General features: G+C 71.9%; 15 protein-coding genes. 7 read left to right on the top strand and 8 right to left on the bottom strand.

Going from position 1 to position 25,809, the window contains the following annotated elements; all coding sequences use genetic code 11:
- Positions 1–41 precede the first annotated feature (41 nt).
- Together OG422_RS11220 and OG422_RS11215 are read right to left on the bottom strand one after the other, a co-directional pair.
- Positions 42–1,226 (bottom strand): winged helix-turn-helix domain-containing protein, encoded by a 1,185-nt coding sequence (locus OG422_RS11220; RefSeq protein ID WP_405742400.1) that lies wholly within the window; start codon positions 1,224–1,226, stop codon positions 42–44.
- Between the two features lie 127 nt (positions 1,227–1,353).
- The gene (locus tag OG422_RS11215; RefSeq protein WP_405742398.1) at positions 1,354–1,965 is read right to left on the bottom strand and encodes a GNAT family N-acetyltransferase; all 612 of its coding nucleotides are present in this window, start codon (positions 1,963–1,965) and stop codon (positions 1,354–1,356) included.
- 240 nt (positions 1,966–2,205) lie between these two features.
- On the opposite strand from OG422_RS11215, the gene secA reads away from it, so the two are divergent.
- A complete protein-coding gene (gene secA / locus OG422_RS11210) occupies positions 2,206–5,031 on the top strand; it encodes a preprotein translocase subunit SecA (RefSeq protein ID WP_405742396.1) in 2,826 nt (941 codons plus the stop codon).
- Positions 5,032–5,090: 59 nt separating this feature from the next.
- Here the strand turns inward: secA and OG422_RS11205 are convergent, their stop codons facing one another.
- The gene (locus OG422_RS11205) at positions 5,091–5,555 is read right to left on the bottom strand and encodes an Rv3235 family protein (RefSeq protein ID WP_405742394.1); all 465 of its coding nucleotides are present in this window, start codon (positions 5,553–5,555) and stop codon (positions 5,091–5,093) included.
- Between the two features lie 743 nt (positions 5,556–6,298).
- On the opposite strand from OG422_RS11205, the gene OG422_RS11200 reads away from it, so the two are divergent.
- The 3 genes from OG422_RS11200 to OG422_RS11190 all read left to right on the top strand — a co-directional run bounded on the left by OG422_RS11200 (position 6,299) and on the right by OG422_RS11190 (position 13,253).
- On the top strand, positions 6,299–6,802 hold the full coding sequence (locus OG422_RS11200; protein WP_405747733.1) for a DUF6912 family protein: 504 nt from the start codon (positions 6,299–6,301) through the stop codon (positions 6,800–6,802).
- A gap of 184 nt (positions 6,803–6,986) precedes the next feature.
- Entirely contained in the window at positions 6,987–7,649 is a 663-nt protein-coding gene (locus tag OG422_RS11195) for an HAD family hydrolase (protein WP_143943378.1), read from the top strand.
- A 582-nt stretch (positions 7,650–8,231) separates the two neighbouring features.
- The gene (locus OG422_RS11190) at positions 8,232–13,253 is read left to right on the top strand and encodes an NAD-glutamate dehydrogenase (RefSeq protein WP_405742391.1); all 5,022 of its coding nucleotides are present in this window, start codon (positions 8,232–8,234) and stop codon (positions 13,251–13,253) included.
- 91 nt (positions 13,254–13,344) lie between these two features.
- Here OG422_RS11190 and OG422_RS11185 read toward each other — a convergent pair whose 3' ends face one another.
- Both OG422_RS11185 and OG422_RS11180 read right to left on the bottom strand, forming a co-directional pair.
- Positions 13,345–14,211 (bottom strand): ABC transporter ATP-binding protein, encoded by an 867-nt coding sequence (locus OG422_RS11185; RefSeq protein ID WP_405742389.1) that lies wholly within the window; start codon positions 14,209–14,211, stop codon positions 13,345–13,347.
- Complete coding sequence (locus tag OG422_RS11180) at positions 14,204–15,142, bottom strand: ABC transporter permease (protein WP_405742387.1); 939 nt, start codon at positions 15,140–15,142, stop codon at positions 14,204–14,206. The genes OG422_RS11185 and OG422_RS11180 overlap by 8 nt, the downstream gene beginning before the upstream one ends.
- Positions 15,143–15,424: 282 nt before the next feature.
- Here OG422_RS11180 and OG422_RS11175 point away from each other — a divergent pair, with 282 nt between their 5' ends.
- Positions 15,425–16,051, top strand: a complete 627-nt coding sequence (locus tag OG422_RS11175) for a TetR/AcrR family transcriptional regulator (protein ID WP_405742385.1) — start codon at positions 15,425–15,427, stop codon at positions 16,049–16,051.
- 59 nt (positions 16,052–16,110) lie between these two features.
- On the opposite strand, the gene OG422_RS11170 is transcribed toward OG422_RS11175, so the two are convergent.
- Positions 16,111–18,429, bottom strand: coding sequence for a CDP-glycerol glycerophosphotransferase family protein (locus tag OG422_RS11170; RefSeq protein ID WP_405742383.1), 2,319 nt, complete (start codon positions 18,427–18,429; stop codon positions 16,111–16,113).
- 502 nt (positions 18,430–18,931) lie between these two features.
- On the opposite strand from OG422_RS11170, the gene OG422_RS11165 reads away from it, so the two are divergent.
- A complete protein-coding gene (locus OG422_RS11165; protein ID WP_405742381.1) occupies positions 18,932–21,814 on the top strand; it encodes a CDP-glycerol glycerophosphotransferase family protein in 2,883 nt (960 codons plus the stop codon).
- Positions 21,811–22,959, top strand: coding sequence for a glycosyltransferase (locus tag OG422_RS11160; protein WP_405742379.1), 1,149 nt, complete (start codon positions 21,811–21,813; stop codon positions 22,957–22,959). Before OG422_RS11165 ends, OG422_RS11160 begins: the two co-directional genes overlap by 4 nt.
- Positions 22,960–23,023: 64 nt before the next feature.
- Here OG422_RS11160 and galE read toward each other — a convergent pair whose 3' ends face one another.
- Together galE and OG422_RS11150 are read right to left on the bottom strand one after the other, a co-directional pair.
- A complete protein-coding gene (galE, locus tag OG422_RS11155; RefSeq protein WP_405742377.1) occupies positions 23,024–24,019 on the bottom strand; it encodes a UDP-glucose 4-epimerase GalE in 996 nt (331 codons plus the stop codon).
- A 41-nt stretch (positions 24,020–24,060) separates the two neighbouring features.
- On the bottom strand, positions 24,061–25,701 hold the full coding sequence (locus OG422_RS11150; RefSeq protein WP_405742375.1) for a glycosyltransferase family 2 protein: 1,641 nt from the start codon (positions 25,699–25,701) through the stop codon (positions 24,061–24,063).
- Between the last annotated feature and the right edge of the window lie 108 nt (positions 25,702–25,809).

Genomic DNA, 25,809 nt, shown 5'->3' with positions numbered 1-25,809 from the left:
GCCCCTTCTCACGCGACTCCGGCCCACTTGCCCCGCCCTCGTCAGCCGCCGAGATGTATCAGCTCCCGGCGCAGCGCCGTGGCCAGCGCCGTGTCGTCGCAGCGTTCCACCCGTACGGTGTCGCACCCCACCCAGCTTGCCGCCTCGAACAGCGCCCGGGCCATCGGGCGGGCCGCCTTGGGGCCGTCCATCGACACCTGGCGGGCGACGAGCGTGGTGCCCTCGCGGGCCGGATCGACCCGGCCGACCAGACGGCCGCCGGAGAGCAGCGGCATCGCGAAATAGCCGTGTATCCGCTGGGGGCGGGGGACGTACGCCTCCAGACGGTGGGTGAAGCCGAAGATCCGCTCGGTGCGCGGGCGGTCCCAGATGAGGGAGTCGAACGGGGAGAGCAGCGTCGTACGGTGGCGGCCGCGGGGCGGCGCCGCGAGCGCCGCGGGGTCGGCCCAGGCGGGCTTGGACCAGCCCTCGACCACGACCGGCACCAGGCCGGAGTCGGCCAGCACGGCGTCGACCTGCGCGGTCTTGAGGCGGTGGTGGTCCGCGAGATCGGCGCGGGTGGCGACGCCCATCGCGGCGCCCGCCTGCGCCACCAGCCGACGGACGCACTCGGCGTCCTCCGGCTCGTCCGCCAGCAGCGGGGCGGGTATGGCGCGCTCGGCGAGGTCGTACACCCGCTTCCAGCCGCTGCGCCGGGTGCAGACCACCTCGCCGTACATCAGGGCGCGCTCCACCGCGATCTTCGACGCGCTCCAGTCCCACCACTCGCCGCCGTTCTTCGCGCCGCCCAGCTGGCTCGCGGTGAGCGGGCCCCGCTCCCGCAGCTGCGTGAGGACCGCGTCGTAGGCGGCAGGGGACAGCTCGTGGTGCCAGTGCGGGCGGGCGCGGTAGGCGCGGCGGCGGAAGGCGAAGAGCGGCCACTCCTCGACGGGGAGGATGCAGGCGGCGTGCGACCAGTACTCGAAGCTGCGGTCGCCGCTCCAATAGGCGGCCTCGATCTCCGTACGGTCGAGGGCGCCGAGCCGGCTGTACGGGATGAGCTCGTGCGAGCGGGCGAGGACCGAGATCGTGTCGAGCTGCACCGAGCCGAGGCGGCGCAGCAGCCCGCGCACCCCGGCGCGGCGGCCGTCCGCCCCCAGCAGGCCCTGGGCGCGCAGGGCCAGCCGCCGCGCCTCGTCACGGGAGAGGGCGGTCACGGAACGCGGTCGCGATGTCACGGCGGTCATGCCGCAAAGAGTAGGGGCGACCACTGACAACGCCCGGGCCGTCGCCGGTCCGCACACCGGCTCGACGGCGCGGAGGGCCCCCTTCCATCCGGCCCGGGCCGCTCTCCCCCGTTCCGCCGCCGCCCGCTCAGCCCCCGTACGGAAGGTACGGCGTCCGCGCCGCGGGCTCCCGGGGCGGGGCGTCGGGAGCCGGCAGGTCGGAGGGGAGGAGCGAGCCGAGCCAGACGTCCCGGCGGGTGCCGTCGCGTACCAGCTCGCCGCGGAGGGTGCCCTCCCGGTGGAAGCCGGTGCGGCGGGCGACCGCCCAGGAGCCGTGGTTACCGGCCTCGGCGCGCCACTCCAGCCGCTCCACGCCCAGGTCACGGAAGGCCCAGCGCACCACCGCGGCGGCGGCCTCGGCGGTGTAGCCCTTGCCGCGCTGCTCCCGGGCGGTCCAGTACCCCAGCTCGGCCTGGTGCTCCGGGGTGTGCAGACGGTCCAGGCGGACCAGACCCACCGCGCCGACCAGCGCGTCCGTGTCCCGGGTGAGCACGGCGAACGAGAGATCGGTGCCCTGGCGCCAGCCCTGCGGGGAGAACGCGCCCGTGAAGTGCTCGGCGTCCCGGAGGGTGTACGGGTACGGGACGCTGGTCCAGCGCGGGATGTCCGGGTCCTGGCAGGCGGTGTGCACCGCGGGGGCGTCCGACCGCCGGAACGGGCGCAGCAGCAGGCGCTCCGTGGTGAGGGTGACGGGTTTCATGGAGGGATTCTGCGGCCACCGGGGTGCGGGCGCGAAGGGATTTCGCCGCCCGGCCCGGCACCTTCTCGCGGCCTCGCGCGTTCATGGGGAGAGGGGCCCGGCGGGGTTGGCTGCGGCGGACCTCCCGACCGGACGGCGTCCTCCTTTACGATGGCCGTTGCGGCGGGGCCTGCCCCTTGGAAGAATGCCGCGCCCGCGCACTCGACCGTGCAGGCCCGACCGGCAAGGAGACCACCCCAAGTGTCCGTCTTCAACAAGCTCATGCGTGCAGGCGAAGGAAAGATCCTGCGCAAACTGCACCGCATCGCGGGGCAGGTCAACTCCATTGAAGAGGACTTCGCGGCCCTCTCCGACGCCGAGCTGCGGGCGCTGACCGACGAGTACAAGGAGCGCTACAAGGACGGCGAGAGCCTGGACGACCTGCTGCCCGAGGCGTTCGCCACGGTCCGCGAGGCCGCCAAGCGGGTGCTCGGCCAGCGCCACTACGACGTCCAGCTGATGGGTGGCGCGGCCCTTCACCTGGGATACGTCGCCGAGATGAAGACCGGTGAGGGCAAGACCCTCGTCGGCACCCTCCCGGCGTATCTGAACGCCCTCTCCGGCGACGGCGTCCACCTCATCACGGTCAACGACTACCTCGCCGAGCGCGACTCCGAAATGATGGGCCGGGTCCACAATTTCCTGGGCCTGAAGGTCGGTTGCATCCTCGCCGACATGACCCCGGCGCAGCGCCGCGAGCAGTACGGCTGCGACATCACGTACGGCACCAACAACGAGTTCGGCTTCGACTACCTCCGCGACAACATGGCCTGGTCGCAGGATGAACTCGTCCAGCGGGGCCACAACTTCGCGATCGTCGACGAGGTCGACTCCATCCTCGTCGACGAGGCCCGTACGCCGCTGATCATCTCCGGTCCGGCCGACTCCGCCACCAAGTGGTACGGAGACTTCGCCAAGTTGGTGCGCCGCCTGAAGAAGGGTGAGGCGGCCAACCCGCAGCGCGGTATCGAGGAGACCGGCGACTACGACATCGACGAGAAGAAGCGCACCGTCGGCATCCACGAGTCCGGCGTCAGCAAGGTCGAGGACTGGCTGGGCATCGACAACCTCTACGAGTCGGTGAACACCCCGCTGGTCGGCTACCTCAACAACGCCATCAAGGCCAAGGAACTGTTCAAGAACGACAAGGACTACGTCGTCATCGACGGCGAGGTCATGATCGTCGACGAGCACACCGGCCGTATCCTCGCGGGCCGCCGCTACAACGAGGGCATGCACCAGGCCATCGAGGCGAAGGAAGGGGTGGAGATCAAGGACGAGAACCAGACGCTCGCCACGATCACCCTTCAGAACTTCTTCCGCCTCTACGGCAAGCTCTCCGGCATGACCGGTACGGCGATGACCGAGGCCGCCGAGTTCCACCAGATCTACAAGCTCGGCGTCGTCCCGATCCCCACCAACCGCCCCATGCAGCGGATGGACCAGGCCGACCTGATCTACCGCACCGAGCCCGCGAAGTTCGACGCGGTGGTCGACGACATCGCCGAGAAGCACGCGAAGGGCCAGCCGATCCTGGTCGGCACGACGTCCGTCGAGAAGTCCGAGTACCTCTCGCAGCAGCTCAAGGAGCGCGGCGTCGACCACGAGGTGCTGAACGCCAAGCACCACGAGCGGGAGGCGTCGATCGTCGCCCAGGCCGGCCGCAAGGGCGCCGTGACGGTCGCCACGAACATGGCCGGCCGTGGTACGGACATCAAGCTCGGCGGCAACCCGGACGACCTCGCCGAGGCCGAGCTGCGGCAGCGCGGGCTGGACCCCGTCGAGCACGTCGAGGAGTGGGCGGCCGCCCTGCCGGACGCGCTGGAGCGCGCCGAGGCGGCGGTGAAGGCGGAGTTCGAGGAGGTCAAGGAGCTGGGCGGGCTCTACGTCCTGGGCACCGAGCGGCACGAGTCGCGCCGGATCGACAACCAGCTGCGCGGCCGCTCCGGCCGTCAGGGCGACCCGGGCGAGTCGCGGTTCTACCTCTCCCTGGGCGACGACCTGATGCGGCTGTTCAAGGCCCAGATGGTCGAGCGCGTCATGGCCATGGCCAATGTCCCCGACGACGTCCCGATCGAGAACAAGATGGTCACGCGGGCCATCGCCTCCGCCCAGTCGCAGGTCGAGCAGCAGAACTTCGAGACGCGGAAGAACGTCCTGAAGTACGACGAGGTGCTCAACCGCCAGCGTGAGGTCATCTACGGCGAGCGCCGCCGCGTCCTGGAGGGCGAGGACCTCCAGGACCAGGTCAAGCACTTCATGGACGACACCATCGACGCCTACATCCAGGCGGAGACGGTCGAGGGCTTCGCGGAGGAGTGGGACCTGGACCGCCTGTGGGGCGCGTTCAAGCAGCTCTACCCGGTGAAGGTCACCGTCGAGGAGCTGGAGGACGAGGTCGGCGACCGCGCCGGGATCACCTCCGACTTCATCGCCGAAGCGGCCAAGGACGACATCGCCCAGCAGTACGCCGCCCGCGAGGAGCAGCTGGGCTCCGACATCATGCGGGAGCTGGAGCGCCGCGTGGTGCTGTCCGTCCTGGACCGCAAGTGGCGTGAGCACCTCTACGAGATGGACTACCTCCAGGAGGGCATCGGCCTGCGGGCGATGGCCCAGAAGGACCCGCTGGTCGAGTACCAGCGCGAGGGCTTCGACATGTTCACCGCCATGATGGAGGGCATCAAGGAGGAGTCCGTCGGCTACCTGTTCAACCTGGAGGTCCAGGTGGAGCAGCAGGTCGAGGAGGTCCCGGTGGAGGAGGGCGCCGAGGCGCCGTCCCTGGAGAAGGAGGCCCCGGAGGCGGTTCCCGCCGGTGCGGGCCGTCCCGAGATCCACGCCAAGGGCCTGGAGGCGCCGCAGCGGCCGGACCGGCTGCACTTCTCGGCGCCGACGGTCGACGGCGAGGGCGGCGTGATCGAGGGCGACTTCGCCAGCGACGACGACGCCCCGGCCCGCTCGGAGTCGGACGGCCTGACCCGAGCGGAGCGCCGCAAGGCCCAGAAGGGCGGCCGACGCCGCAAGAAGTGAAGTGAGTCGTGGGGGCGGGGCTCCGGGGTATTTCCCCGGGGCCCCGCCGTCGTTCGTGGTCATCGGCCGCCTACCGGATCGAACTGGCCCGGCCCCCGGCCCGTCGGGGTCGGGCCGATGTCCAGGGCGGCGCAGCGCCAGCGGGCGTCGGCGCCCAGCTCCAGCCGGAAGGCGAGGGCGCGCAGCCGCTCGCCGTCGGCGATCCGGGCGAACGCCTCGATGACGCCGTCGCACGGCCTGCTCAGCCCGCATTCCCGGACGGTCGGCACGTCGTGCGGCCGCGTCCCGGGGCCGGGCCGCCTCCGTAGCGGTGCGAGCGGCGCCAGTTCGATCAGCCGGTCGTACGCGGCGGGCAGCGCATGCCCGAGGAGGGCGTGTACGGGGAGCTCGCCGGCGAGCGTGAGCAGCAGCTGCCGGGCGAACCACTGATGCGGCCGGCGCTCCTGAGCGCGCCGCTGCGCGCCGGGCGACGGCAGTGCGGTACCCCCGGCCGACCGCCTGCTGACCGCGGCTGCGGCGCTCACGGGGCGTCCCGGGAGGGCGCGTCCCGCGGTCGGTTCCGAGCCCGCGCGGCCGGACGGTCCCGAGCCCGGTCGGCCGGTGGGCGCCGAGCCCGCGCGGCCGGTCGGCCGGGATCCCGCGCGGCCCCTGGGGCCGGTGCCCGGGCGGGATCCTCCGGCGCGGGCCGTCGGCCTGCGGCCCGCGGGGGAGCGGGGCGGGGCGCCGCCCGGGATGGCCGCGACGGCCGGGGCCGGGGCGCCGGGTGGTGCGGGCGATGCCGGGGTGCGGGCGTCCGCGTCGGTGCGCGGTGCCGGGGCCGCGGGAGCGTCCGCCGCGCGGCGGGGGCGGGGGACGGTCGGTAAGCCGTCGGCGCGGGAGCCGGGCGGGGAGAGGCGCGGGGTGGGCTGTGGCGGTGGGGTGGTGCCGGTCGGGATGGTCGTGGTGCCGGTCATGCGGTCGCCCCCGTTCTGCCGGGCCCGGTCACTTACCGGGCAGTAGCTTCGGTGGGGCTCTTCTACCGACTGACCAGGGCACGGGCAACGCGCCGGTCGTCGCGGCGGGCCCGCCGGAAAGTTCACCGTTCCGGGTGGCGGAGGCGTGAACAAGCCTCGGGGAGCGGGTCCCGGCGGGCCGGAACGGCGTCGTCCGGGTCGTAGGGCGCCCCTCGAAAGGGGACGCGCGCCCGTATGCTGGCTGGCGCCCTCCCGGGCGCCGGGCACCTCTCCGGGCTCGATGAAATAGCGTGAATTGAGTGAAAGCGGCCGTCATGCGCGTCTACGTTCCCCTGACCCTTCCCGGGCTCGCCGAGGCACACGGCAAGGGGGAGCTGGGCCCCGGCACGCTGGACGCGTACGCCGTCACCCCGGCGCTGCGGGAGTGCGTCTCCGACGACATCGAGGAGCTGGAGTACACGGCGCTGGGCCGCGCGGCCCAGGCGTCGCTGCGCCGGCTCGCCGCCCGGCCGGACGCCGCCCGGCGGCGGGTCGTGGTCGCGGTGGACGTACCGGATGCCGCGGTGGCGGCTGCGTCCGGCGGTGAGCAGGACCCCGCTGCGCTCGGCGCGGTGCGGGTGACCGGCCCGGTCCCGATGAAGAAGGCGGCCGCGGTCCATGTGGACGCGTCCGACGCGGAGGAGGCCGTCGCGGCCGCCGCGGACGCGCTCGCCGCCGCCGACGGGGGCGACGAGGCCGCGCTGCGGACGGTCGACGGCGCGGAGGACCACGACCTGATGTGGTTCGGCGTACAGGAGATCCCGGGCCTGCTCGGCTGAGAGGGCGGCCCACGTCATCGTGCCCGCTCGGTGCCGGGGGCGTTCGGGGTCCGCGCCCCGGGCGTGAGGTGTCGCGCCCGGCGTGTGCCTCCGGAGCCCGGGTCCGGCGCGGGGCGTTGTCAGTGGGGCCGGGTACGGTTTTTCGTGTGCCCGGCGCAGGGCGGTGAGCGAAGAGGGGGCAGGCATGGGCGAGCACGCGACACACCTCGTGTGGGACTGGAACGGCACGCTGTTCCACGACATCGACGCCGTGATCGGGGCGACCAACGCCGCGTTCGCCGAGGTCGGCCTGGAGCCGATCACCCTGGAGCGCTACCGCGAGCTGTACCGCGTGCCGGTGCCACTGTTCTACGAGCATCTGATGGGGCGGATGCCGACGGACGCCGAGTGGCTGGTGATGGACGAGGCGTTCCACCGCCACTACAGCGACCGGCGGGGGCACTGCGGGCTGACCGACGGGGCGGACACGCTGCTGGCGGGGTGGCGCGCGGCCGGGGGCAGCCAGTCGATCCTGAGCATGTTCGGCCACGACGAGCTGATACCCCTGGTGCGGGGCTTCGGTATCGAGCCGCACTTCCTGCGGGTGGACGGCCGCAAGGGGCCCTCCGGCGGCGGCAAGAGCGAGGACATGGTGCGCCACCTCGCGGCGCTGAGGTCCGTGGCCCCGGGCCGTACGGTCGTGATCGGGGACGCGGTGGACGACGCGGTGGCGGCCCGCCACGCGGGGGCGCGGGCCGTGCTCTACACGGGCGGCTCGCACAGCCGCGACCGGCTCCGCGCGGCGGGTGTCCCGATCGTCGACACCCTCGCCGAGGCGGTCGAGGTGGCCGGAAACCTGGCGGCCTGAGCCGAGGGCGGTGACGAGCGGCGGGCGCCCGGCGAGGGCGAGGACCGGGCCCTACGGCATCCGCGCCCTTGGGCCGCGAGGCCCGACCCTTCGATACCCACGCCCTCAGGCCCCCGGGGCCGCCCGGCCGCGTCCCGCCCGGGCCGCACCTGCCGCCTGGGCCGCACCTGCCGTGCGGCGCCGCGAGCGGACCGCCGCCCCCGGACACCTGCCTGGCACAAAGCCGCCAGGAGTGCGTTGTCCAGAAGGTCTAAGTTCGGGGGAGAGATTTGGACGTGTAAGGCCGATGACGGCACCGAAGTGAAGAGCGATAGCCTTGCAGCGTGATCAGCGCGATAACCCGCGGGGGCATCGAGGTCCCCGCCGTGCGCCCGGTACACGAATGTGACCGGGCGGTCGCTGGTCTCTGCGGCCACGAGCGCGTGACGACTCAATCAAAAGTCTTCGATTGCGCCCCGGCCCGCGCTCAGCGCGGCATAGCGTCGGCAGCGACAGGACACCCCGCGTCACCGCGGCGTTGTGCAGCATCCATGGAGTTCTTCCACGACGTCACGCAACGGCGCGCGACAGGAGCCAGAGGACATGCAGAACAAGCTGGATGAAGCCAAGACCGAGCTGCTCGAACGGGCGGCCCGAGTCGTTGAAAGCAGCCCGGCCGGGAGCAAGAAGCCGGTCAGAGGTCTCGACCAGGAGACCCTCACGGGTTATCTCCAGCGCTACTACCTGCACACCGCGGCCGAGGACCTCGCGGACCGTGACCCGGTGGACGTGTTCGGCGCCGCGATCTCGCACTTCCGCCTCGCCGAGAACCGCCCGCAGGGCACCGCCAACGTCCGTGTGCACACCCCGACCGTCGAGGAGAACGGCTGGACCTCCAGCCACTCCGTCGTCGAGGTCGTCACCGACGACATGCCCTTCCTCGTCGACTCGGTCACCAATGAGCTGTCCCGCCAGGGCCGCGGCATCCACCTGGTGATCCACCCGCAGGTCATCGTCCGCCGCGACGTCACCGGCAAGCTCCTGGAGATCCTGGACTCCGGCGAGGCGAACGGCGCCGCCAAGCCCGCCGAAGCCGCCGCCAAGCCCGCGGCCAAGGGCCGGACCACCAAGGCCAAGGCCGCTGCGAAGGCCGATGCCAAGGCCGAGCTGCCGCACGACGCGGTCACCGAGTCGTGGATCCACGTCGAGATGGACCGCGAGACCGACCGCGAGGACCTCAAGCAGATCACCGCGGACCTGCTCCGGGTGCTCTCCGACGTCCGTGAGGCCGTCGAGGACTGGGAGAAGATGCGCGGCGCCGCGCTGCGGATGGCCGACGAGCTGCCGTCCGAGCCGACCGCCGACGACCTGCGCGACCAGGAGATCGAGGAGGCCCGCGAGCTGCTGCGCTGGCTCGCCGCCGACCACTTCACCTTCCTCGGCTACCGCGAGTACGAGCTGATCACCGCGCCGGGTGAGGGCGGCGCCGAGGAGGACGTGCTCTCCGCCGTGCCCGGCACCGGCCTCGGCATCCTGCGCGCCGACCCGGTGCACGCCGAGGACGACGGCCACCCCGTCTCGCCGTCGTTCAACCGGCTGCCCGCCGACGCCCGCGCCAAGGCCCGTGAGCACAAGCTGCTCATCCTCACCAAGGCCAACAGCCGCGCCACCGTCCACCGCCCGTCCTACCTCGACTACGTCGGCGTCAAGCGGTTCGACAAGGACGGCAACGTCATCGGCGAGCGCCGCTTCCTCGGCCTGTTCTCGTCGGCGGCGTACACCGAGTCGGTGCGCCGGGTGCCGGTGATCCGCCGCAAGGTCGTCGAGGTGCTGGAGAGCGCCGGGTTCTCGCCGAACAGCCACGACGGCCGTGACCTGCTGCAGATCCTGGAGACGTACCCGCGCGACGAGCTGTTCCAGACGCCCGTCGACCAGCTGCGCTCCATCGCCACCAGCGTCCTCTACCTCCAGGAGCGCCGCCGCCTGCGGCTCTACCTCCGTCAGGACGAGTACGGCCGCTACTACTCCGCGCTGGTCTACCTCCCGCGCGACCGCTACACCACCGGCGTCCGGCTGCGGCTGATCGACATCCTCAAGGAGGAGCTGGGCGGCACCAGTGTCGACTTCACCGCCTGGAACACCGAGTCGGTCCTCTCCCGGCTGCACTTCGTCGTCCGCGTCGAGCCCGGTGCGACGCTGCCGGACCTGACCGACGCCGATGTGGACCGCATCGAGGCGCGTCTGGTGGAGGCCGCCCGCTCGTGGGCCGACGGCTTCGCCGAGGCGCTGACCGCCGAGGTCGGCGAGGAGCGCGCCGCCGAGCTGCTGCGCCGCTACGGCCACGCCTTCCCCGAGGGCTACAAGGCCGACAACTCCCCGCGCGGCGCCGTCGCGGACATCCAGCACCTGGAGAAGCTCTCCGCCGACGCCGGCAAGGACTTCGCGGTCAGCCTCTACCAGCCGGTCGGTGCCGCGCCCAACGAGCGCCGCTTCAAGATCTACCGCACGGGCGAGCCGGTCTCGCTCTCCAAGGTGCTGCCGGGCCTGAACCGCCTGGGCGTCGAGGTCGTCGACGAGCGCCCGTACGAGCTGCCCTGCTCCGACTCCACGCTGGCCTGGGTCTACGACTTCGGCCTGCGGATGCCGGAGAAGGTCAACGGCGACGGTGCCCGCGAGCGGTTCCAGGACGCCTTCACCGCCGTGTGGACCGGCGCCGCCGAGAGCGACGGCTTCAACGAGCTGGTGCTCCGCGCCGGTCTCGACTGGCGTCAGGCGATGGTGCTGCGGGCCTACGCGAAGTACCTGCGGCAGGCCGGTTCGACCTTCAGCCAGACGTACATGGAGGACACGCTCGCCAACAACGTCCACACCACCCGGCTGCTGGTCTCGCTCTTCGAGGCGCGGCTCTCGCCGGAGCGGCAGAGCGCCGGTACGGAGCTGACCGACGGGCTGCTGGAGGAGCTGGAGGGCGCGCTCGACCAGGTCGCCTCGCTGGACGAGGACCGCATCCTGCGCGCGTTCCTCACCGTCATCAAGGCGACGCTGCGCACCAACCACTACCAGCGCGACGACGAGGGCCGCCCGCACGCGTACCTGTCGATGAAGCTGGACCCGCAGGCCATCCCGGACCTCCCGGCGCCCCGCCCGGCGTTCGAGATCTGGGTGTACTCGCCGAAGGTCGAGGGTGTCCACCTGCGCTTCGGCAAGGTGGCGCGCGGCGGTCTGCGCTGGTCGGACCGGCGGGAGGACTTCCGTACGGAGATCCTCGGCCTGGTCAAGGCGCAGATGGTCAAGAACACCGTCATCGTGCCGGTCGGCTCCAAGGGCGGTTTCGTCGGCAAGCAGCTGCCGGACCCGGCGCAGGGCCGTGACGCGTGGCTCGCCGAGGGCGTCGCCAGCTACCGCACCTTCATCTCGGGTCTGCTCGACATCACCGACAACCTCGTCGGCGGCGAGGTCGTGCACCCGCAGAACGTCGTCCGTCACGACGGCGACGACACCTACCTCGTCGTCGCTGCCGACAAGGGCACCGCGACCTTCTCCGACATCGCCAACGAGGTCGCCGAGTCGTACGGCTACTGGCTGGGCGACGCCTTCGCCTCCGGTGGCAGCGCGGGCTACGACCACAAGGGCATGGGCATCACCGCCCGCGGCGCCTGGGAGTCGGTCAAGCGCCACTTCCGGGAGCTGGGCCACGACACCCAGACCCAGGACTTCACCGCCGTCGGCGTCGGCGACATGTCCGGTGACGTGTTCGGCAACGGCATGCTGCTCAGCGAGCACATCCGCCTGGTCGCCGCCTTCGACCACCGGCACATCTTCATCGACCCGAAGCCGGACGCGGCCACCTCGTACGCCGAGCGCCGCCGCCTGTTCGAGCTGCCGCGGTCGTCGTGGGCGGATTACCGCACCGAGCTGCTGTCGCAGGGCGGCGGCATCCACCCGCGGACGGCGAAGTCCATCCCGATCAATGCGCAGATCCGCGCGGCGCTCGGACTGGAAGCCGGTGTCAAGAAGATGACGCCTGCCGAGCTGATGAAGGCCATCCTCAGGGCGCCGGTGGACCTGGTCTGGAACGGCGGCATCGGCACGTACGTCAAGTCGTCGGCCGAGTCGCACGCCGACGTCGGCGACAAGTCGAACGACGCGATCCGCGTCAACGGCGAGGACCTGCGGGCCAAGGTCGTCGGCGAGGGCGGCAACCTCGGTCTGACGCAGCTGGGCCGGATCGAGTTCGCCACCAAGGGCGGGAAGATCAACACCGACGCGATCGACAACAGCGCCGGTGTGGACACCTCCGACCACGAGGTGAACATCAAGATCCTGCTCAACGCCGTCGTCGCCAACGGCGACATGACGGTCAAGCAGCGCAACAAGTTGCTCGCCGCGATGACCGACGAGGTCGGCGCGCTGGTGCTGCGCAACAACTACGCGCAGAACACCGCGCTGGCGCTGGCCCAGGCGCAGTCCGGCAGCATGATCCACGCCCAGCAGCGCTTCCTGCGCCGCCTGGTGCGCGACGGTCACCTCGACCGGGCGCTGGAGTTCCTGCCCACCGACCGGCAGATCCGCGAGCGGCTGAGCACGGGCCGGGGTCTGACCCAGCCGGAGACCGCGGTCCTGCTCGCGTACACCAAGATCACGGTGGCCGACGCGCTGATCCGGACCGGGCTGCCGGACGACCCGTACCTCCAGCACCTGCTCAACGCGTACTTCCCGTCCGCGCTGCACGAGAAGTTCGCCGACCAGATCGAGGGCCACGCGCTGCGCCGCGAGATCGTCACCACGGTGATGGTCAACGACACCGTCAACACCGGCGGTACGAGCTTCCTGCACCGGATGCGGGAGGAGACCGGCGCCTCGCTGGAAGAGGTGGTGCGGGCCCACACCGCCGCCCGGGCGATCTTCCGGCTCAACCAGGTGTGGGACGACGTCGAGGCGCTGGACAACCGCGTTCCGGCCGCCGTCCAGACCCGGATCCGGCTGCACAGCCGGCGGCTCGTCGAGCGCGGCACCCGCTGGCTGCTCAACAACCGCCCGCAGCCGCTGGAGCTCTCCGAGACCATCGGTTTCTTCCGCGACCGGGTCGCCGAGGTCTGGGAGCAGCTGCCGAAGCTGCTCCAGGGCGGCGCCCGTGAGTGGTACGAGTCGAATCTCGCGGAGCTGACGGAGTCGGGCGTGCCGGAGGCGCTGGCCGTCCAGGTGTCCGGTTTCTCGCCGGTCTTCCCGGCGCTGGACATCGTGGCCGTCGCCGACCGCACCGGCAAGGAGCCGCTGGCCGTCGCCGAGGTCTACTACGACCTGGGTGACCGGCTGCGGATCAACCAGCTCCTGGACCGCATCCTGGAGCTGCCGCGCGACGACCGCTGGCAGTCGATGGCGCGCGCGTCGATCCGTGAGGACCTGTTCGCCGCGCACGCCGCGCTCACCTCGGACGTGCTGGGGGAGGGCGACACCTCCGCCACGCCGGAGCAGCGGTTCTCGACGTGGGAGGCGAACAACGCCGCGATCCTGGGCCGCGCCCGCGCGACCCTGGAGGAGATCCACGGTTCGGAGGGCTTCGACCTGGCGAACCTCTCGGTCGCGATGCGGACGATGCGCACCCTGATGCGGACGCACAGCTGACACCCGGCTGACGCGGCGGGCCCGCCCCGCGCGCACGGCGACGGCCCCGGAGCACCTCGCTCCGGGGCCGTCGCCCGTACAAGGGGGCGCGCTACTTGTGCGCCTCGTACGCCGAGACGACCTCTTCCGTCGGGCCGTCCATGACGAGTTCGCCCTTCTCCAGCCACAGGACGCGGTCGCAGGTGTCGCGGATCGACTTGTTGTTGTGGCTGACGAGGAAGACGGTGCCGGCCTCCTCGCGCAGTTCGCGGATGCGGGCCTCGGAGCGCTTCTGGAAGGCGCGGTCGCCGGTGGCCAGCGCCTCGTCGATCATCAGTACGTCGTGGTTCTTGGCGGCGGCGATGGAGAACCGCAGCCGGGCGGCCATGCCGGAGGAGTAGGTGCGCATCGGCAGGGAGATGAAGTCGCCCTTCTCGTTGATGCCGGAGAAGTCGACGATGCCCTGGTAGCGGGCGCGGACCTCCTCGCGGCTCATGCCCATGGCGAGGCCGCCGAGGATGACGTTCTTCTCGCCGGTCAGGTCGTTCATCATCGCGGCGTTGACGCCGAGCAGCGACGGCTGGCCGTCGGTGTAGACGCGCCCGGAGGCGGGCGGCAGCAGTCCGGCGATGGCGCGCAGCAGCGTCGACTTCCCGGAGCCGTTGGAGCCGATGAGGCCGATTGCCTCGCCCTTGTGGGCGACGAAGGTGACGCCGCGCACGGCGTGCACCTCGCGGGTCCCGGCGGTGGTGGTGCGGCGGACGATCCGGCGCAATGCGGAGACGGCGTTGCCGCGGCCGCTGCCCGCGCCGTGCACCTTGTAGACGATGTGGACGTGGTCGGCGACGACGGTGGGGACGCGGTCGTCGCGTCCGTCGGCGGCGGGCGCGGGGGCGCCGGGGGCCGGTGTGGTGCCGGGCCGCCCGGAGGCGTCGCCCGTGCCAGTGGTTTCGCCGGGGAACGTGGTGAGGTCAGCCACGGCCGTACTCCTCCTCCGCCTTCCAGAAGAAGACATAGCCGACGGCGCCGGAGAGCAGCGCCCAGCCCAGGGCCATCGGCCAGACGTGGGCGGGCAGCGCGGAGGCGCGGACGGTGTCGATCAGGGCGTACCGCATCAGGTCGATGTAGATCAGTGCGGGGTTGGCGTTCAGGGCCGCCGCGACGAGCGACGGGGCGTGCTGGGTGAAGACCGAGAGGTTGTAGAAGACGCCCGAGACGTACATCCAGGTGCGCAGGACGAACGGCATGAGCTGGGCGGTGTCGGTGGTGCGGGCGCCGACCCGCGCCATGATCATCGCGAGTCCGGCGTTGAAGACGGACTGGAGCAGCAGCGCGGGGACCATCAGCAGCCAGTGCCAGGTCAGCGGCACACCGCAGAGCAGCACGATGGCGGCGAGCACCCCCATCGAGAAGATCAGCTGCTGGAGCTGGATCAGGGTGTACGCGATCGGCAGGCAGGCGCGCGGGAAGTGCAGCGCGCGGACCAGCCCGAGGCTGCCGGAGACCGCGCGGGTACCGGCCAGCACGGTGGACTGGGTGAAGGTGAAGACGAAGATGCCGGTGCACAGGAACGGGATGAAGTCGGGGATCCCGCGGTCCGTGTGGAGCAGCATGCCGAAGATCAAGTAGTAGACCCCGGCGTTGAACAGCGGCGTCATCACCTGCCAGAGCTGGCCCAGGCGCGCGGTGGTGTAGAGCGCGGTGAGCCGGGCGGTGGCGAAGGTGCCGATGAAGTGGCGCCGGGCCCAGAGCCTGCGGGTGTACTCCGGCAGGGCCGGGCGGGCGCCGCTGAGCGTCAGTCCGTGGCGGGCGGCCAGATCGTGCAGATGCGGATCGGGCGCGGCGCCGGGGCCGGGGAGCCGGGCGGTGTCCGGTCCGGCCGGTGCGGGGGGAGCGAGGGTCTGGGGCATGGGGCCGCTTTCGTACGGGGCCGACGGGCGCGGAGCGGGTCCGGTGCGCGCCGAGGGGCGACGGGGTCCGGCGCACGGGGTGCGCGGGGCGGACGGCGGGGAGGGTCGGGAGGTCCGGGGCCGGAGGCGCCGGTTGCCGGTGGCGTACGCGGTCGGCGGACGACGGGCGGCGAACGGCGGCGCCTACGTCGGAACGGGACCGTTTCGTCGTGACGTCGGAGCGAGACTAGGACGAGGCGACGTCGAGACGCAACCGTAGCGTCGTGACGCTATGCTCAAGCCATGGCAAAGAACGGCAGCGACCACGCGTCCGCGACGGCACGCCGGGCCCCGGCCGGGGCGGCCGTGCTGCGGGAGGACAAGACCGCCGCGATCCGGGCCGCGGTCTTCGCGGAGCTGGCCGCGGTGGGGTTCGCCCGGATGTCGATCGAGGGCATCGCGCGGCGGGCCGGAGTCGGCAAGACGGCCGTCTACCGGCGGTGGCGCTCCAAGCTCCATCTGGTGCTGGACGTGGTCTCGGCGCTGGCTGCCGAGGGGTTGCCGACGCCCGACACGGGCACGCTCCGCAGCGATGTACGGATGCTCCTGGAGGTGGCCGCGCGGGCGCTGCGCCACCCGATGGCCTCGCAGATCATCCCGGACCTGCTGGCCGAGGCGGCCCGCAGCCCGGAGCTGGCGGACGCGCTGAAGGCCGCGCTCCACGACAGCCAGGAGGGCATGGCGGCGGCGATGGTGGCCCGCGCGGTCGAGCGCGGCGAACTGCCCGCGGACGCCGACGGGCGGCTGGCGCTGGACCTCATGACGGGGCCGCTGTACTGGCGGCTGGTGGTCGCCCGCGACACGTTGCCGGACGGGTACCTGGACGAGCTGGCGGATGCGGTGACGGGGGCGTTGGGTGGAGGGAGGTAGGGGCGCCGCCTCCCCCACCTCCCCGGCGAAAGCTCAGCCGGACCTCTCCCGGCGAAAGCTCAGCCGGCCAACTCCACATCCGCGGCCGAGACCTCAGCCGTCGGCACGCTGACTGCCCCCGGCACCGCGGCGACCGCCGCCCGCGGCGAAGGCGCCACCGTGCGCTCGGCGAGCGGCAGCGCCGCGGGCTTCGGGCCCTGGCCCAGGAAGAGCGCGCGCACCACGCGTTCCGCCGCGTGCCCGTCGTCCCACTGGCAGAAGCGGGCGCGGAAGGCGGCGCGCAGCGCGGTGGCCTCGGCGCCGTCCCAGCGGCCGCTGCGGAACGCGTCGATCAACTCGTCCTCGTTCGTGGCGATGACGCCCGGCGTCTCGCCCGGCTCGCCGGACAGCAGGTCGAAGGTGACGCCGCGGGAGCGGACGTAGACGTCCCAGTCGTCGGCGTAGGTGAGGATCGGCCGGTCGAGGTTGGCGTAGTCGAACATGATCGACGAGTAGTCCGTGATCAGCGCGTCGGCGGCCAGGCACAGGTCCTCGACGACCGGGTACGTGGAGACGTCGATCAGCGCGCCGCGCTCCTGGAGTTCCACGAGCCGGGGGTCCGCGCCGTAGAAGTAGTGGGTGCGCACCAGCAGGACGACGTCCTCGCCCAGCTCGTGGGTGACGCGCTCCAGGTCCATCCGCGGCACGTATCCGGCCTGGTAGTCGCGGACCGTCGGCGCGTAGAGCACCGCGGTGCGACCGGGGGCGATGCCCAGGCGGTCACGGATCGCGAGGACGTCCTCGGCGGTGGCGCGGTAGTAGACGTCGTTGCGCGGGTAGCCGGCGTCGAGCGAGCGGAAGGCGCACGGGTAGACCCGCTCCCACTGCTCGGCGGAGTGCTGGTTGGAGGTGAGGGAGAGGTCCCAGCGGTCGGCGCGCTCCAGGAGCTTGCGCATGCTCATGCCCTTGGCGGCGGCCGGGTACTTCTGCTGGTCGATGCCCATCCGCTTCAGCGGCGTGCCGTGGTGGGTCTGGAGGTGCACCTGCTCGGGGCGCTTGACGATGTCCCCGGCGAAGTTGACGTTGTTGATCAGGTACTTGGCGCGGGCCATCACCTCCCAGTAGCGCGGGGAGTTCGCCACGACGAAATCCACCCCGGCGGGGACGGTGTCCTCCGCGCCCTTACGGATCACCCAGACGCCGTGCACGTGCGGCGCCAGCTCCTTCGCCTTCTCGTAGACGGCGAGCGGGTTGCAGGCGGGGGTGCGGTTCCAGTAGGCGGAGTAGACCGCGAGATTCTCGTCCACCGGGCGGCGCAGCTGGAGCTGGTAGAAGCGCTGGAACGCCTGCTTGCCCAGGGTGCGGCGGGCCTTGCGCAGCCGGTCGCGCCCCGAGACGCGGGCGCCGTTGACGAGCTTCAGCGCCTGGAAGGCGGGGTACGAGCCGCGCCGCAGCGCCTGGTACTTCGCGCCGTCGAGGCCGGCCGGCACCACGAAACCGGCGGGCTCCAGATACCGGTACATCGCGGCGGCGCGGTGGAAGAACTCCGGGCGGTCGGCCGGGGTGACGCGGTTCTCGCGGGCGAAGGTGAAGAGGAAGTGGCTCACCATCCGCTCGAACATCAGCGGGCGGACGCGGTCGAGGTCCGGGCGGGTGCCGAGGAAGGCGAAGAGGCGGCGGTACTGCTCGAAGATGGTGAAGTGGGTGCGGCCCGGCGTCTTCATGGAGTTGCCCTGGCGGCGCTGGCGGTACTCCACACAGACCTGGTCCAGGCAGCCGGCGGTCTCGGCGGTCAGCATCGTCGTGTACACCATGAGCGCGTCCTCGTAGACGCCGTCGGTGAAGGCGAAGCCGTTGCCGGTGAAGAAGTCGCGGCGGAAGGCGCGGTTCCAGACGACCGCGAAGAGGTTGAGGGACTCCAGGTGGTCGGCCGGGCGGAAGGTCTCGGTGCCCGTCTGCGCCAGCAGCTCACCGCTGGCACTCGGCTGGACCTTGTCCCACCAGTACGTACGGACGTGGTCGAAGAGCAGGATCTCCGGGTCCGAGGTCTGCACGAGGCGGTCGGCCATCGCCCGGAACGCGCCGGGCGCGAAGGTGTCGTCGCTGTCGAGGAAGAGCAGATAGTCACCGCGGGCCCGCTCCACACCGGTGTTGCGCGCCTGGCCGATGCCGCCGTTCTCCGCGCGGTGCACGGCCGTCACCCGCGTGTCGCGGGCCGCGTACTCGTCCAGGATCGCGCCGCAGCCGTCGGGCGAGCGGTCGTCGACCGCGATCACCTCGAAGTCGGCGAAATCCTGCGACAGCACCGAATCCAGGCACTCCCGCAGGTAACCCTGCACCTTGTACACGGGCACGATGACGCTGAAGCGGGGTGCGGAACCGATGACTTCCTCGGACATGTGGCGACTACTCCTCGTGACGGGTCGAGCACGGAAAGCGGGAAATGCCTCTGCGGGAGGCATTTCGACGCCAGTTATATGACTGGAGTTCACCGGAAAGGGTTGCCGTCCGTTACCTGAAAGTTCTGTGGCCCTCATTACATACTGGGTGAAGAACGGGCATGTCGGCAGTTTCGCGGAACCGCCGTACGTAGCCGCCGAACGCCTTCGATGTACGCGTACGGGCGTCCGCGCGGGTGGGCCACCTCACGGCGGGCGGCGGAACCGGACCGGCGCGGCGCGCCTCTACACAGAAGAAGTGCCGGGTCGTCCGGGGCGCGGAGAGCCGCCGCCGGGGGACGCCGCCGTCGGGTGATCCGCCCGTGGTCATGCCACGGACGGGTGGTTCGGCGCACGAATAACCGTAGGAATTACCGCCGTTGCCCGTCCCGTGTGCCACGGCGCGAGCGGCCCGGCGCGGTAGTTTTGATGGCTCGTACGGCAAAGGAAACAGAGGATAGGGGTGCCCGTGCCTGACGTCTCCGTAGTCGTGATCGTCTACAACGACGCAGAACGACTGCCGACCGCCGTCCGGTCCGCCGTGGACCAGACGCTGCACGGTGTCGAAGTGGTCATCGTCGACGACTGCAGCACGGACAGATCGTTCGCCGTCGCGCAGGAACTGGCCGCCGCCCACCCCGGCAAGGTCCGCGCGCTCCAGCTGCCGGAGAACAGCGGCGGCTGCGGCGCCCCGCGCAACCACGGCGTCGCGCACGCCCGCGGCACGTACGTGATGTTCCTCGACAGCGACGACGTCCTGGAGCCCAACGCCTGCCGCAACATGCTCGACGCCGCCGAGCGCACCGGCGCCGACCTGGTATCCGGCATGTGCGTGCGGGTCCACGCCGACACCCGCACCAAGAAGACCGTCGAGTGGTACCCGTGGCTCTACGCCCGGACCCGCACCCTCGAATCGATCTCCGAACTCCCCGATCTGCTGGTCTTCGACACCCTGTCGACCAACAAGTGCTACCGCCGCGCATTCCTCCGCGAAGCCGGACTGGAATTCCCCGTCGGCATCCACTACGAGGATCTGCTCTTCTCCGCGCAGGCATACGTCGCCGCCCGCCGCATCACGCTGATCCCCAATCACGTCTACTTCTGGAACGTCTTCGAGAAGGCGGCCACGAAGTCGATCAGCAATCGGCGCCACGAAATCGCCAACTTCGCGCACCGCATGGAAATCCACCGGCGCGTCGACGAACTCCTCGCCGCCGAGGGCCTGGACGACCTGAAGTTCCACAAGGACGTCAAATTCCTCAAGCACGATCTCGTGCTGCACCTGCGGGATCTGCCGCTGCTCGACGAGGGCTACCGCCGCGAATTCGCCGAGATGGCCAACGGCTACCTCGCCGGGATCGCCCCCGAGGCGTACGAGCGCGTCCAGCCGATACAGGCCATCTGCGCCTACCTCCTCGGCAAGGAGGACTGGACGGCGCTGATGCCCGCCGTGGACACCCTCATCAACCGCGACAAGCTCTCCACCCCGCTCACCGAGCGTGACGGCCGCATCTACTGGACCGACCGCCACCTCGACGACCCCGAGGGCCGCCGCGTCCTCGACGTCACCGACGCCGGCTACCACACCCGCCCGCTCGGCAAGCTCTTCCTCCGCAACCAGCTCACCGGCTACACCGACGACGGCCGCGGCACCGTCGAGCTGTCCGGCTCCGTCGTCAACCCGCTCGGGGCGCTGACCCCCGCCACCCCGCTGCGCGGCCGCATCGAGCTGAAGGCCCGCCGCCGCAGCCTGCAGACCTTCTCCTTCCCGCTGCGCACCCTGTGGCTCGACGGCGACCAGGTCCGGTGGGACGCCGAGCTGGACCTCGCCCGCAAGCTGCGCCCGCTCGGTGTGATCGACGCGGTCTGGGACGTCCGGCTGATCCTGGACGCCGACGGCGAGATCACCCGCACCCGGATGACCGTCGGCGGCGTCGACCTCGACGCGGCGCGCGCCCTGCGCATCCGGCCCCGGCTGACCCGCCTCGTCTCCGACCGCGTCGAGCCCGCCCCCTCCAAGCGCGGTCACCTCACCTTCGTACTGCGCGCCGAGAGCCGCGCCACCCGCTCCACCCAGAAGCTGCTCGGCGAGGCGCTGCGCAGCCCCGCCGCCGCCCTCGCCAAGACCGGTATCCGCAAGGCCCGCAAGGCCAAGCGGGAGCTGAACTCCGGCGAGACCAAACTCCGCGTCTACCACGAGGTGTTCAGCAAGCTCCCGCTCCGCAAGGGCCTCGTCGTCTTCGAGAGCCACCTCGGCAAGCAGTACAGCGACAGCCCCCGCGCGATCTACGAGGAGATGCGCCGCCAGGGCGTCGAGTTCGAGGCGGTGTGGAGCTACGCCGGGAAGAAGCCCGACGGCTTCCCCGAGGACGCCACCCTCGTCAAGCGCTGGAGCTGGCCGTATCTGCGGGCGCTGGCCCAGGCGGAGTTCTGGATCGACAACCAGGGCTACCCGCTCAAGCTCACCAAGCGCCCCGAGACCACCTACGTCCAGACCTGGCACGGCTCGGCGCTCAAGCGGATGGGCTTCGACGAGCCCCGGCTGCGGCTCCAGCCGCGCGCCGCGAAGGACGCCTACCAGGAGGTCCTCGACCGCTTCGACCACTTCCTGATCCGCTCCGAGCACGACGAGCGCACCCTCGCCCGCGCCTTCCGGCTCCGCCCCGAGGTGCTGCTGCGCACCGGCTACCCGCGCAACGACGCGCTGGTCGCCGCCCGCCGCGCCGAGGAGGCGTCCGGCACCCGCACCCGCGGCCCGCTCGCCGCCGCACTCGGCATCCCCGCCGACAAGACGGTCCTGCTCTACGCCCCCACCTTCCGCGCCGCCCCGAACGGCCAGGTCAAGGGCTTTGAGCTCCCCTTCGACGTCGACGAGTTCGCCTCCCGCTTCGGCGACCGCTACGTCCTGCTGATCCGGTCGCACTACCTCAACCACGTGGTGCTGCCGCCGTCCGTACGCGGCACGGTCATCGACGTCACCGACCACCACGACATCACCCCGCTGATGGAGCTGGCCGACGGCCTCATCACCGACTACTCCTCGGTGATGTTCGACTACGCCCTCCTCGACCGGCCGATGGTCTTCTACGCCCACGACTACGACGAGTACGCGAACGAGGCCCGCGGCACCTACTTCGACCTCAAGGCCACCGCGCCCGGCCCGTTCGTCGAGACCGAGGACGAACTCTTCGACGCCCTCGACCGCCTCAAGTCCGCGGACGCCGAACACCGCAAGGCCCGGCAGCGGTTCACCGCCACCTACGGCGAGTACGACCGGGGGGACGCGGCCCGCCGCGTCGTCGACCGGTTCTTCGGCACCGCGGAGCGCGAAGGAGACGCCAAGTGACCGGCCGCGACATCTACTTCGTCTGCAACAACACCGACGAGATGGGCGGGGTGACCACCTGGACCCACCAGATGGCCCGGCTCTTCGCGGAGCGCGGCCACCGGCCGCACATCATCGGCATCGTCCCGGCAGCCCCGGAACTCCGCGCCGACCTCGGAGAGCTGCCCTACCCCACCGAAACCCTCTACACCGAGCACCCGCCGAAGGCCGGCCCGGCGCGCGGCGTCAAGGGCCGCCTCAACCTCGCCGAGCGGCGCCGCCGCGCCGCGAAGGAGGCCGGGATGCGGGGGGCGGCCGACCGGCTCTCCGCCCGCTTCGCCACCGCCCGCCCCGGCGGCATCGTCATCTGCACCCAGGTGTGGGCCATGGAGTGGGTGACGCTCGCCGACACCGCCGGGATGCCGGTGATCGGCATGAGCCACGAGTCGTTCACCGCCTGCCGCGCCTCCTCCCGCTTCGGCCGCGTCCAGCGGTACTACGCCGACGTCGACCGGCTCCTCGCCCTCACCCGTGAGGACGCCGACCTGTGGATCCGGGCCGGTATGGACAACGCCGACTTCATGCCGAACCCGCTGCCCGTCATGCCGGACGTCCCCTCGGCCCGTACGGAGAAGGTCGTCGCCAGCATCGGGCGGCTCTCCGACGAGAAAGGCGTCGACCTGCTCCTCGACACCTGGGCCCTGGTCGCGCCCCGCCACCCGGACTGGCTGCTGCGCATCTACGGCTCCGGCGAGGACGAGGAGCTGCTGCTCAAGCAGCGGGAGGCGCTGGGGCTGGAGCGGTCGGTGGAGTTCATGGGCCGCACCGACGACGTGCCGGAGGCGCTGCGCGGCGCCGCGGTCTTCGCCCAGTCGTCGCGCGCCGAGGGCTTCCCGCTGTCGCTGATGGAGGCGATGGCCGCGGCGGTGCCGTGCGTGGCGTTCGACTGCGCGCCCGGCGTCCACGAGATCGTCGGCGACGGCGAGGACGGTCTGCTGGCCCAGCCCGGCAACATCAACGAACTCGCCGCCCACCTGGAGACCCTGCTGACCGACCAGGAGCTGCGCGACCGGCTCGGCACCGCCGCCCGGGAGAACGTCCAGCGCTACTCCACCGACCGCATCACCCGCCGCTGGGAAGACCTCTTCGCCTTCCTGGAGCGCTGAGCGGGCCCGTACGACGAGGCGCCCCGCACCGGTTCGTTCCGGTGCGGGGCGCCTCGTGTGTGTCTCAGCGCGCCTCGGGGTGGTGGTGCTGCCAGCCCGCCCACGCCGACGTGATCATGTTGCGGACGTCGTGGTGCGCCTTCCAGCCCAGCTCGGCGGCGATCCGGTCGGCGGCGGCGACCACCCGCGCCGGGTCGCCGGGCCGCCGCGGCGTCACCTCGGCGGTGATCCCGGAGTGCCCGGTCAGCTCCGTGATCAGGTCGACCATCTCGCGCACCGACACGCCCTCACCGCGGCCGATGTTGAGCGTCAGATCCCGCACCGGGCCGTGCTCGGCGAGCTTCTGCGCGGCCACGACATGCGCGTCGGCGAGGTCCGCGACATGGATGTAGTCGCGGATGCAGGTGCCGTCCGGGGTGTCGTAGTCGTCGCCGAAGATCCGCGGCGCGGCACCCTCGGTGAGCTTCTCGAACACCATCGGCACGATGTTGAAGACCCCGGTGTCGGCCAGCTCCGGGGTGGCCGCACCCGCGACGTTGAAGTAGCGCAGGCAGGCGGTGCTGATGCCGTGCGCCTTGCCCGCCGCGCGGACCATCCACTCCCCGACGAGCTTGGTCTCGCCGTACGGGTTGATCGGCACGCACGGCGTGTCCTCGGTGACGAGGTCGACGTCCGGCATGCCGTACACCGCGGCGGACGAGGAGAACACCAGACGGCCCACGCCCCCGGCGGCCATCGCCTCCAGCAGCGTCTGCAGACCGTGGACGTTCTCGCGGTAGTAGTGCAGCGGCATTTCCACCGACTCGGCGACCTGCTTCTTCGCCGCCAGATGCACCACATCCGTCACGCCGTGCTCGGCGATGGTGCGGTCCAGCAGCGCCCGGTCCAGGGTCGAGCCGACGATCAGCGGCACGTCCTCGGGGAGCCGGGCGGGGACCCCCGTCGTCAGGTCGTCCAGTACGACCACGCGAGGCCGCTCGGCGGACTCCCCGGCCTGCCGCAGGGCCCGTACGACGTGGGCGCCGATGTACCCGGCACCGCCCGTGATCAAGTAAGTCATGGCGCCAATCCTAGGGTGGGAGGGGAAAAGACCGGGGGAGCTCAGCGGCGCAGCCGGGCCGCCGCGATCCGCCACACGCTGCGCACCCCGGCCGCGACCCGCAGCGCCAGTGCCCCGCCGGTCGTCGCGTACGGCTGCACCAGCAGCACGGCGTGGCGGCGGCTGAGCAGCACCCGGCGGCGCAGCCCCGGGCCGCTCGCGCGCAGCGAGGCGCGGAAGCCGGAGCCGTCGGCGCAGTGCACCTGCGCCACCAGGTCCCAGGCCACCGGCCCGGTGTCGGCGACCGGCCCGAGGTCGGCGAGCGCCGTCAGATCCAGGGCCACCTCGGCGGTCCAGGTCTCCTCCGGGCCGGGCGTCAGCGTGGCGGTCTGCACCGGGCCACGCCGGTCGTCGGCCCGGCGCCGCCACTCCACGTCGACGGAGACCGGCCCGGCCGCGGCCAGCCGCCCGTACATCTCGTACACCCGCAGCCGCAGCACGCCACGGCGGCCGATGACCGGCTCCGCGTCGATCGTCACCGGCAGCCGGTGGGTGGGCTTGGAGTCGAGCGCGTCCAGCTCGACCTGCTCCAGCTCCGGCGACCACACCGGGTGCCCGGCACCGTCCCGGGCGTACGGCGGCAGCAGCCGGCCGGGGCGCGCCGCCAGCTGCGTCAGCCGGTCCAGTTCCGCGGGCGGCTCGGGCGCCGCCAGCACGACCCGGGCCAGCCAGCGGGCGGGCGCCCGCGCCGCGAGCATCTCGGCCTCGTCGAAACCGTCCAGGTAGGCGCGGGTCAGCCGCCACCACTCCGCGCGGTAGGCGGCGTCCCGGGTGTGCAGCTCGCGGACGTACATCCGCAGGTCGTGGTCGAGGAACTTGGTCCGCGCGGCCCGCGCCAGCTCCGTACGCCCGGCGTCGCGGAGGATCGCCACGCTGTCGCGGTGCGCGTCGATGCGGGCCTGCCAGTTGGTGACGGCCTTGCGGTCCAGGGAGATCGACTGGCGGGCGGCGGCGCGGCGGACGTGCCAGATGTAGACGCTGTCGGGGATCGTCACCAGCCGCGGCGCGGCCGCCAGGACCCGCGCGGTGAACACGAAGTCCTCGTAGGTGAAGCGGCCCTCGGGGAAGACGATGGCGTGCTCGGCGAGGAACGCCCGGTCGTAGAGCTTGTTGACGCACAGGGTGTCGCGCACCAGCTGAGGGCTGGCGCCCGGCGCGGTGTGCACGGCGCGGTCGCGGTAGAGCGCCGGCTGCCAGGGCACATCGCGGCGGGCCGGGAGCTCCCGGCGGACGCAGGCGCCGGACGCCACCGGCGCGTCCTCGGCGAGCGCGGCGCGCAGCAGCGCCGGGGCGGCGCCCGGCGGCAGCACGTCGTCGCTGTCCAGGAACATCACGAAGCGGCCGGTGGCGGCGCGCAGCCCGTCGTTGCGGGGGGTGCCGCAGCCGCCGCTGTTCTCGGCGCGGTGCAGCACCCGCAGCCGCGGGTGCTCGCGGGCCAGGGCGTCCAGGGCGGCGCCGGTGCCGTCGGTGGAGGCGTCGTCCACCGCGATCACCTCGACGGCGGCGCCGGCCGTCTCCTGGGCCAGCGCGGAGCGCACGGCCTGGGCGACATGGGCGACATCGTTGAAGGCGATGACGACGATGCTGATCTGCGCTGCCGGAGTGAGGGTGGGCCCCGGCGATGGCTCAAGGGCTTCTGTCACAGTCACTACATCTACATTCCGTGTCGACGGCATCTCTGTGCGCGAGCGGGCTCCGGTCTCCTCTGTCTCTGCTTCAGAGGGGGATTCCCGCTGCGCGGTTGCGCCCGC

Source organism: Streptomyces sp. NBC_01525 (genome assembly GCF_045040405.1).
GTDB lineage: Bacteria > Actinomycetota > Actinomycetes > Streptomycetales > Streptomycetaceae > Streptomyces > Streptomyces benahoarensis.
The sequence above is the reverse complement of the archived record's forward strand: the minus strand, read 5'-3'. Positions and strand labels throughout refer to the sequence as shown.

Excerpts from the sequence above, each read along its gene's own strand:
- OG422_RS11220 (WP_405742400.1), bottom strand. The coding sequence starts at position 1,226 with ATGACCGCCGTGACATCGCGACCGCGTTCCGTGACCGCCCTCTCCCGT.
- OG422_RS11215 (WP_405742398.1), bottom strand. The coding sequence starts at position 1,965 with ATGAAACCCGTCACCCTCACCACGGAGCGCCTGCTGCTGCGCCCGTTC.
- OG422_RS11200 (WP_405747733.1), top strand. The coding sequence starts at position 6,299 with ATGCGCGTCTACGTTCCCCTGACCCTTCCCGGGCTCGCCGAGGCACAC.
- OG422_RS11195 (WP_143943378.1), top strand. The coding sequence starts at position 6,987 with ATGGGCGAGCACGCGACACACCTCGTGTGGGACTGGAACGGCACGCTG.
- OG422_RS11190 (WP_405742391.1), top strand. The coding sequence starts at position 8,232 with ATGCAGAACAAGCTGGATGAAGCCAAGACCGAGCTGCTCGAACGGGCG.
- OG422_RS11180 (WP_405742387.1), bottom strand. The coding sequence starts at position 15,142 with ATGCCCCAGACCCTCGCTCCCCCCGCACCGGCCGGACCGGACACCGCC.
- OG422_RS11175 (WP_405742385.1), top strand. The coding sequence starts at position 15,425 with ATGGCAAAGAACGGCAGCGACCACGCGTCCGCGACGGCACGCCGGGCC.
- OG422_RS11170 (WP_405742383.1), bottom strand. The coding sequence starts at position 18,429 with ATGTCCGAGGAAGTCATCGGTTCCGCACCCCGCTTCAGCGTCATCGTG.
- galE (WP_405742377.1), bottom strand. The coding sequence starts at position 24,019 with ATGACTTACTTGATCACGGGCGGTGCCGGGTACATCGGCGCCCACGTC.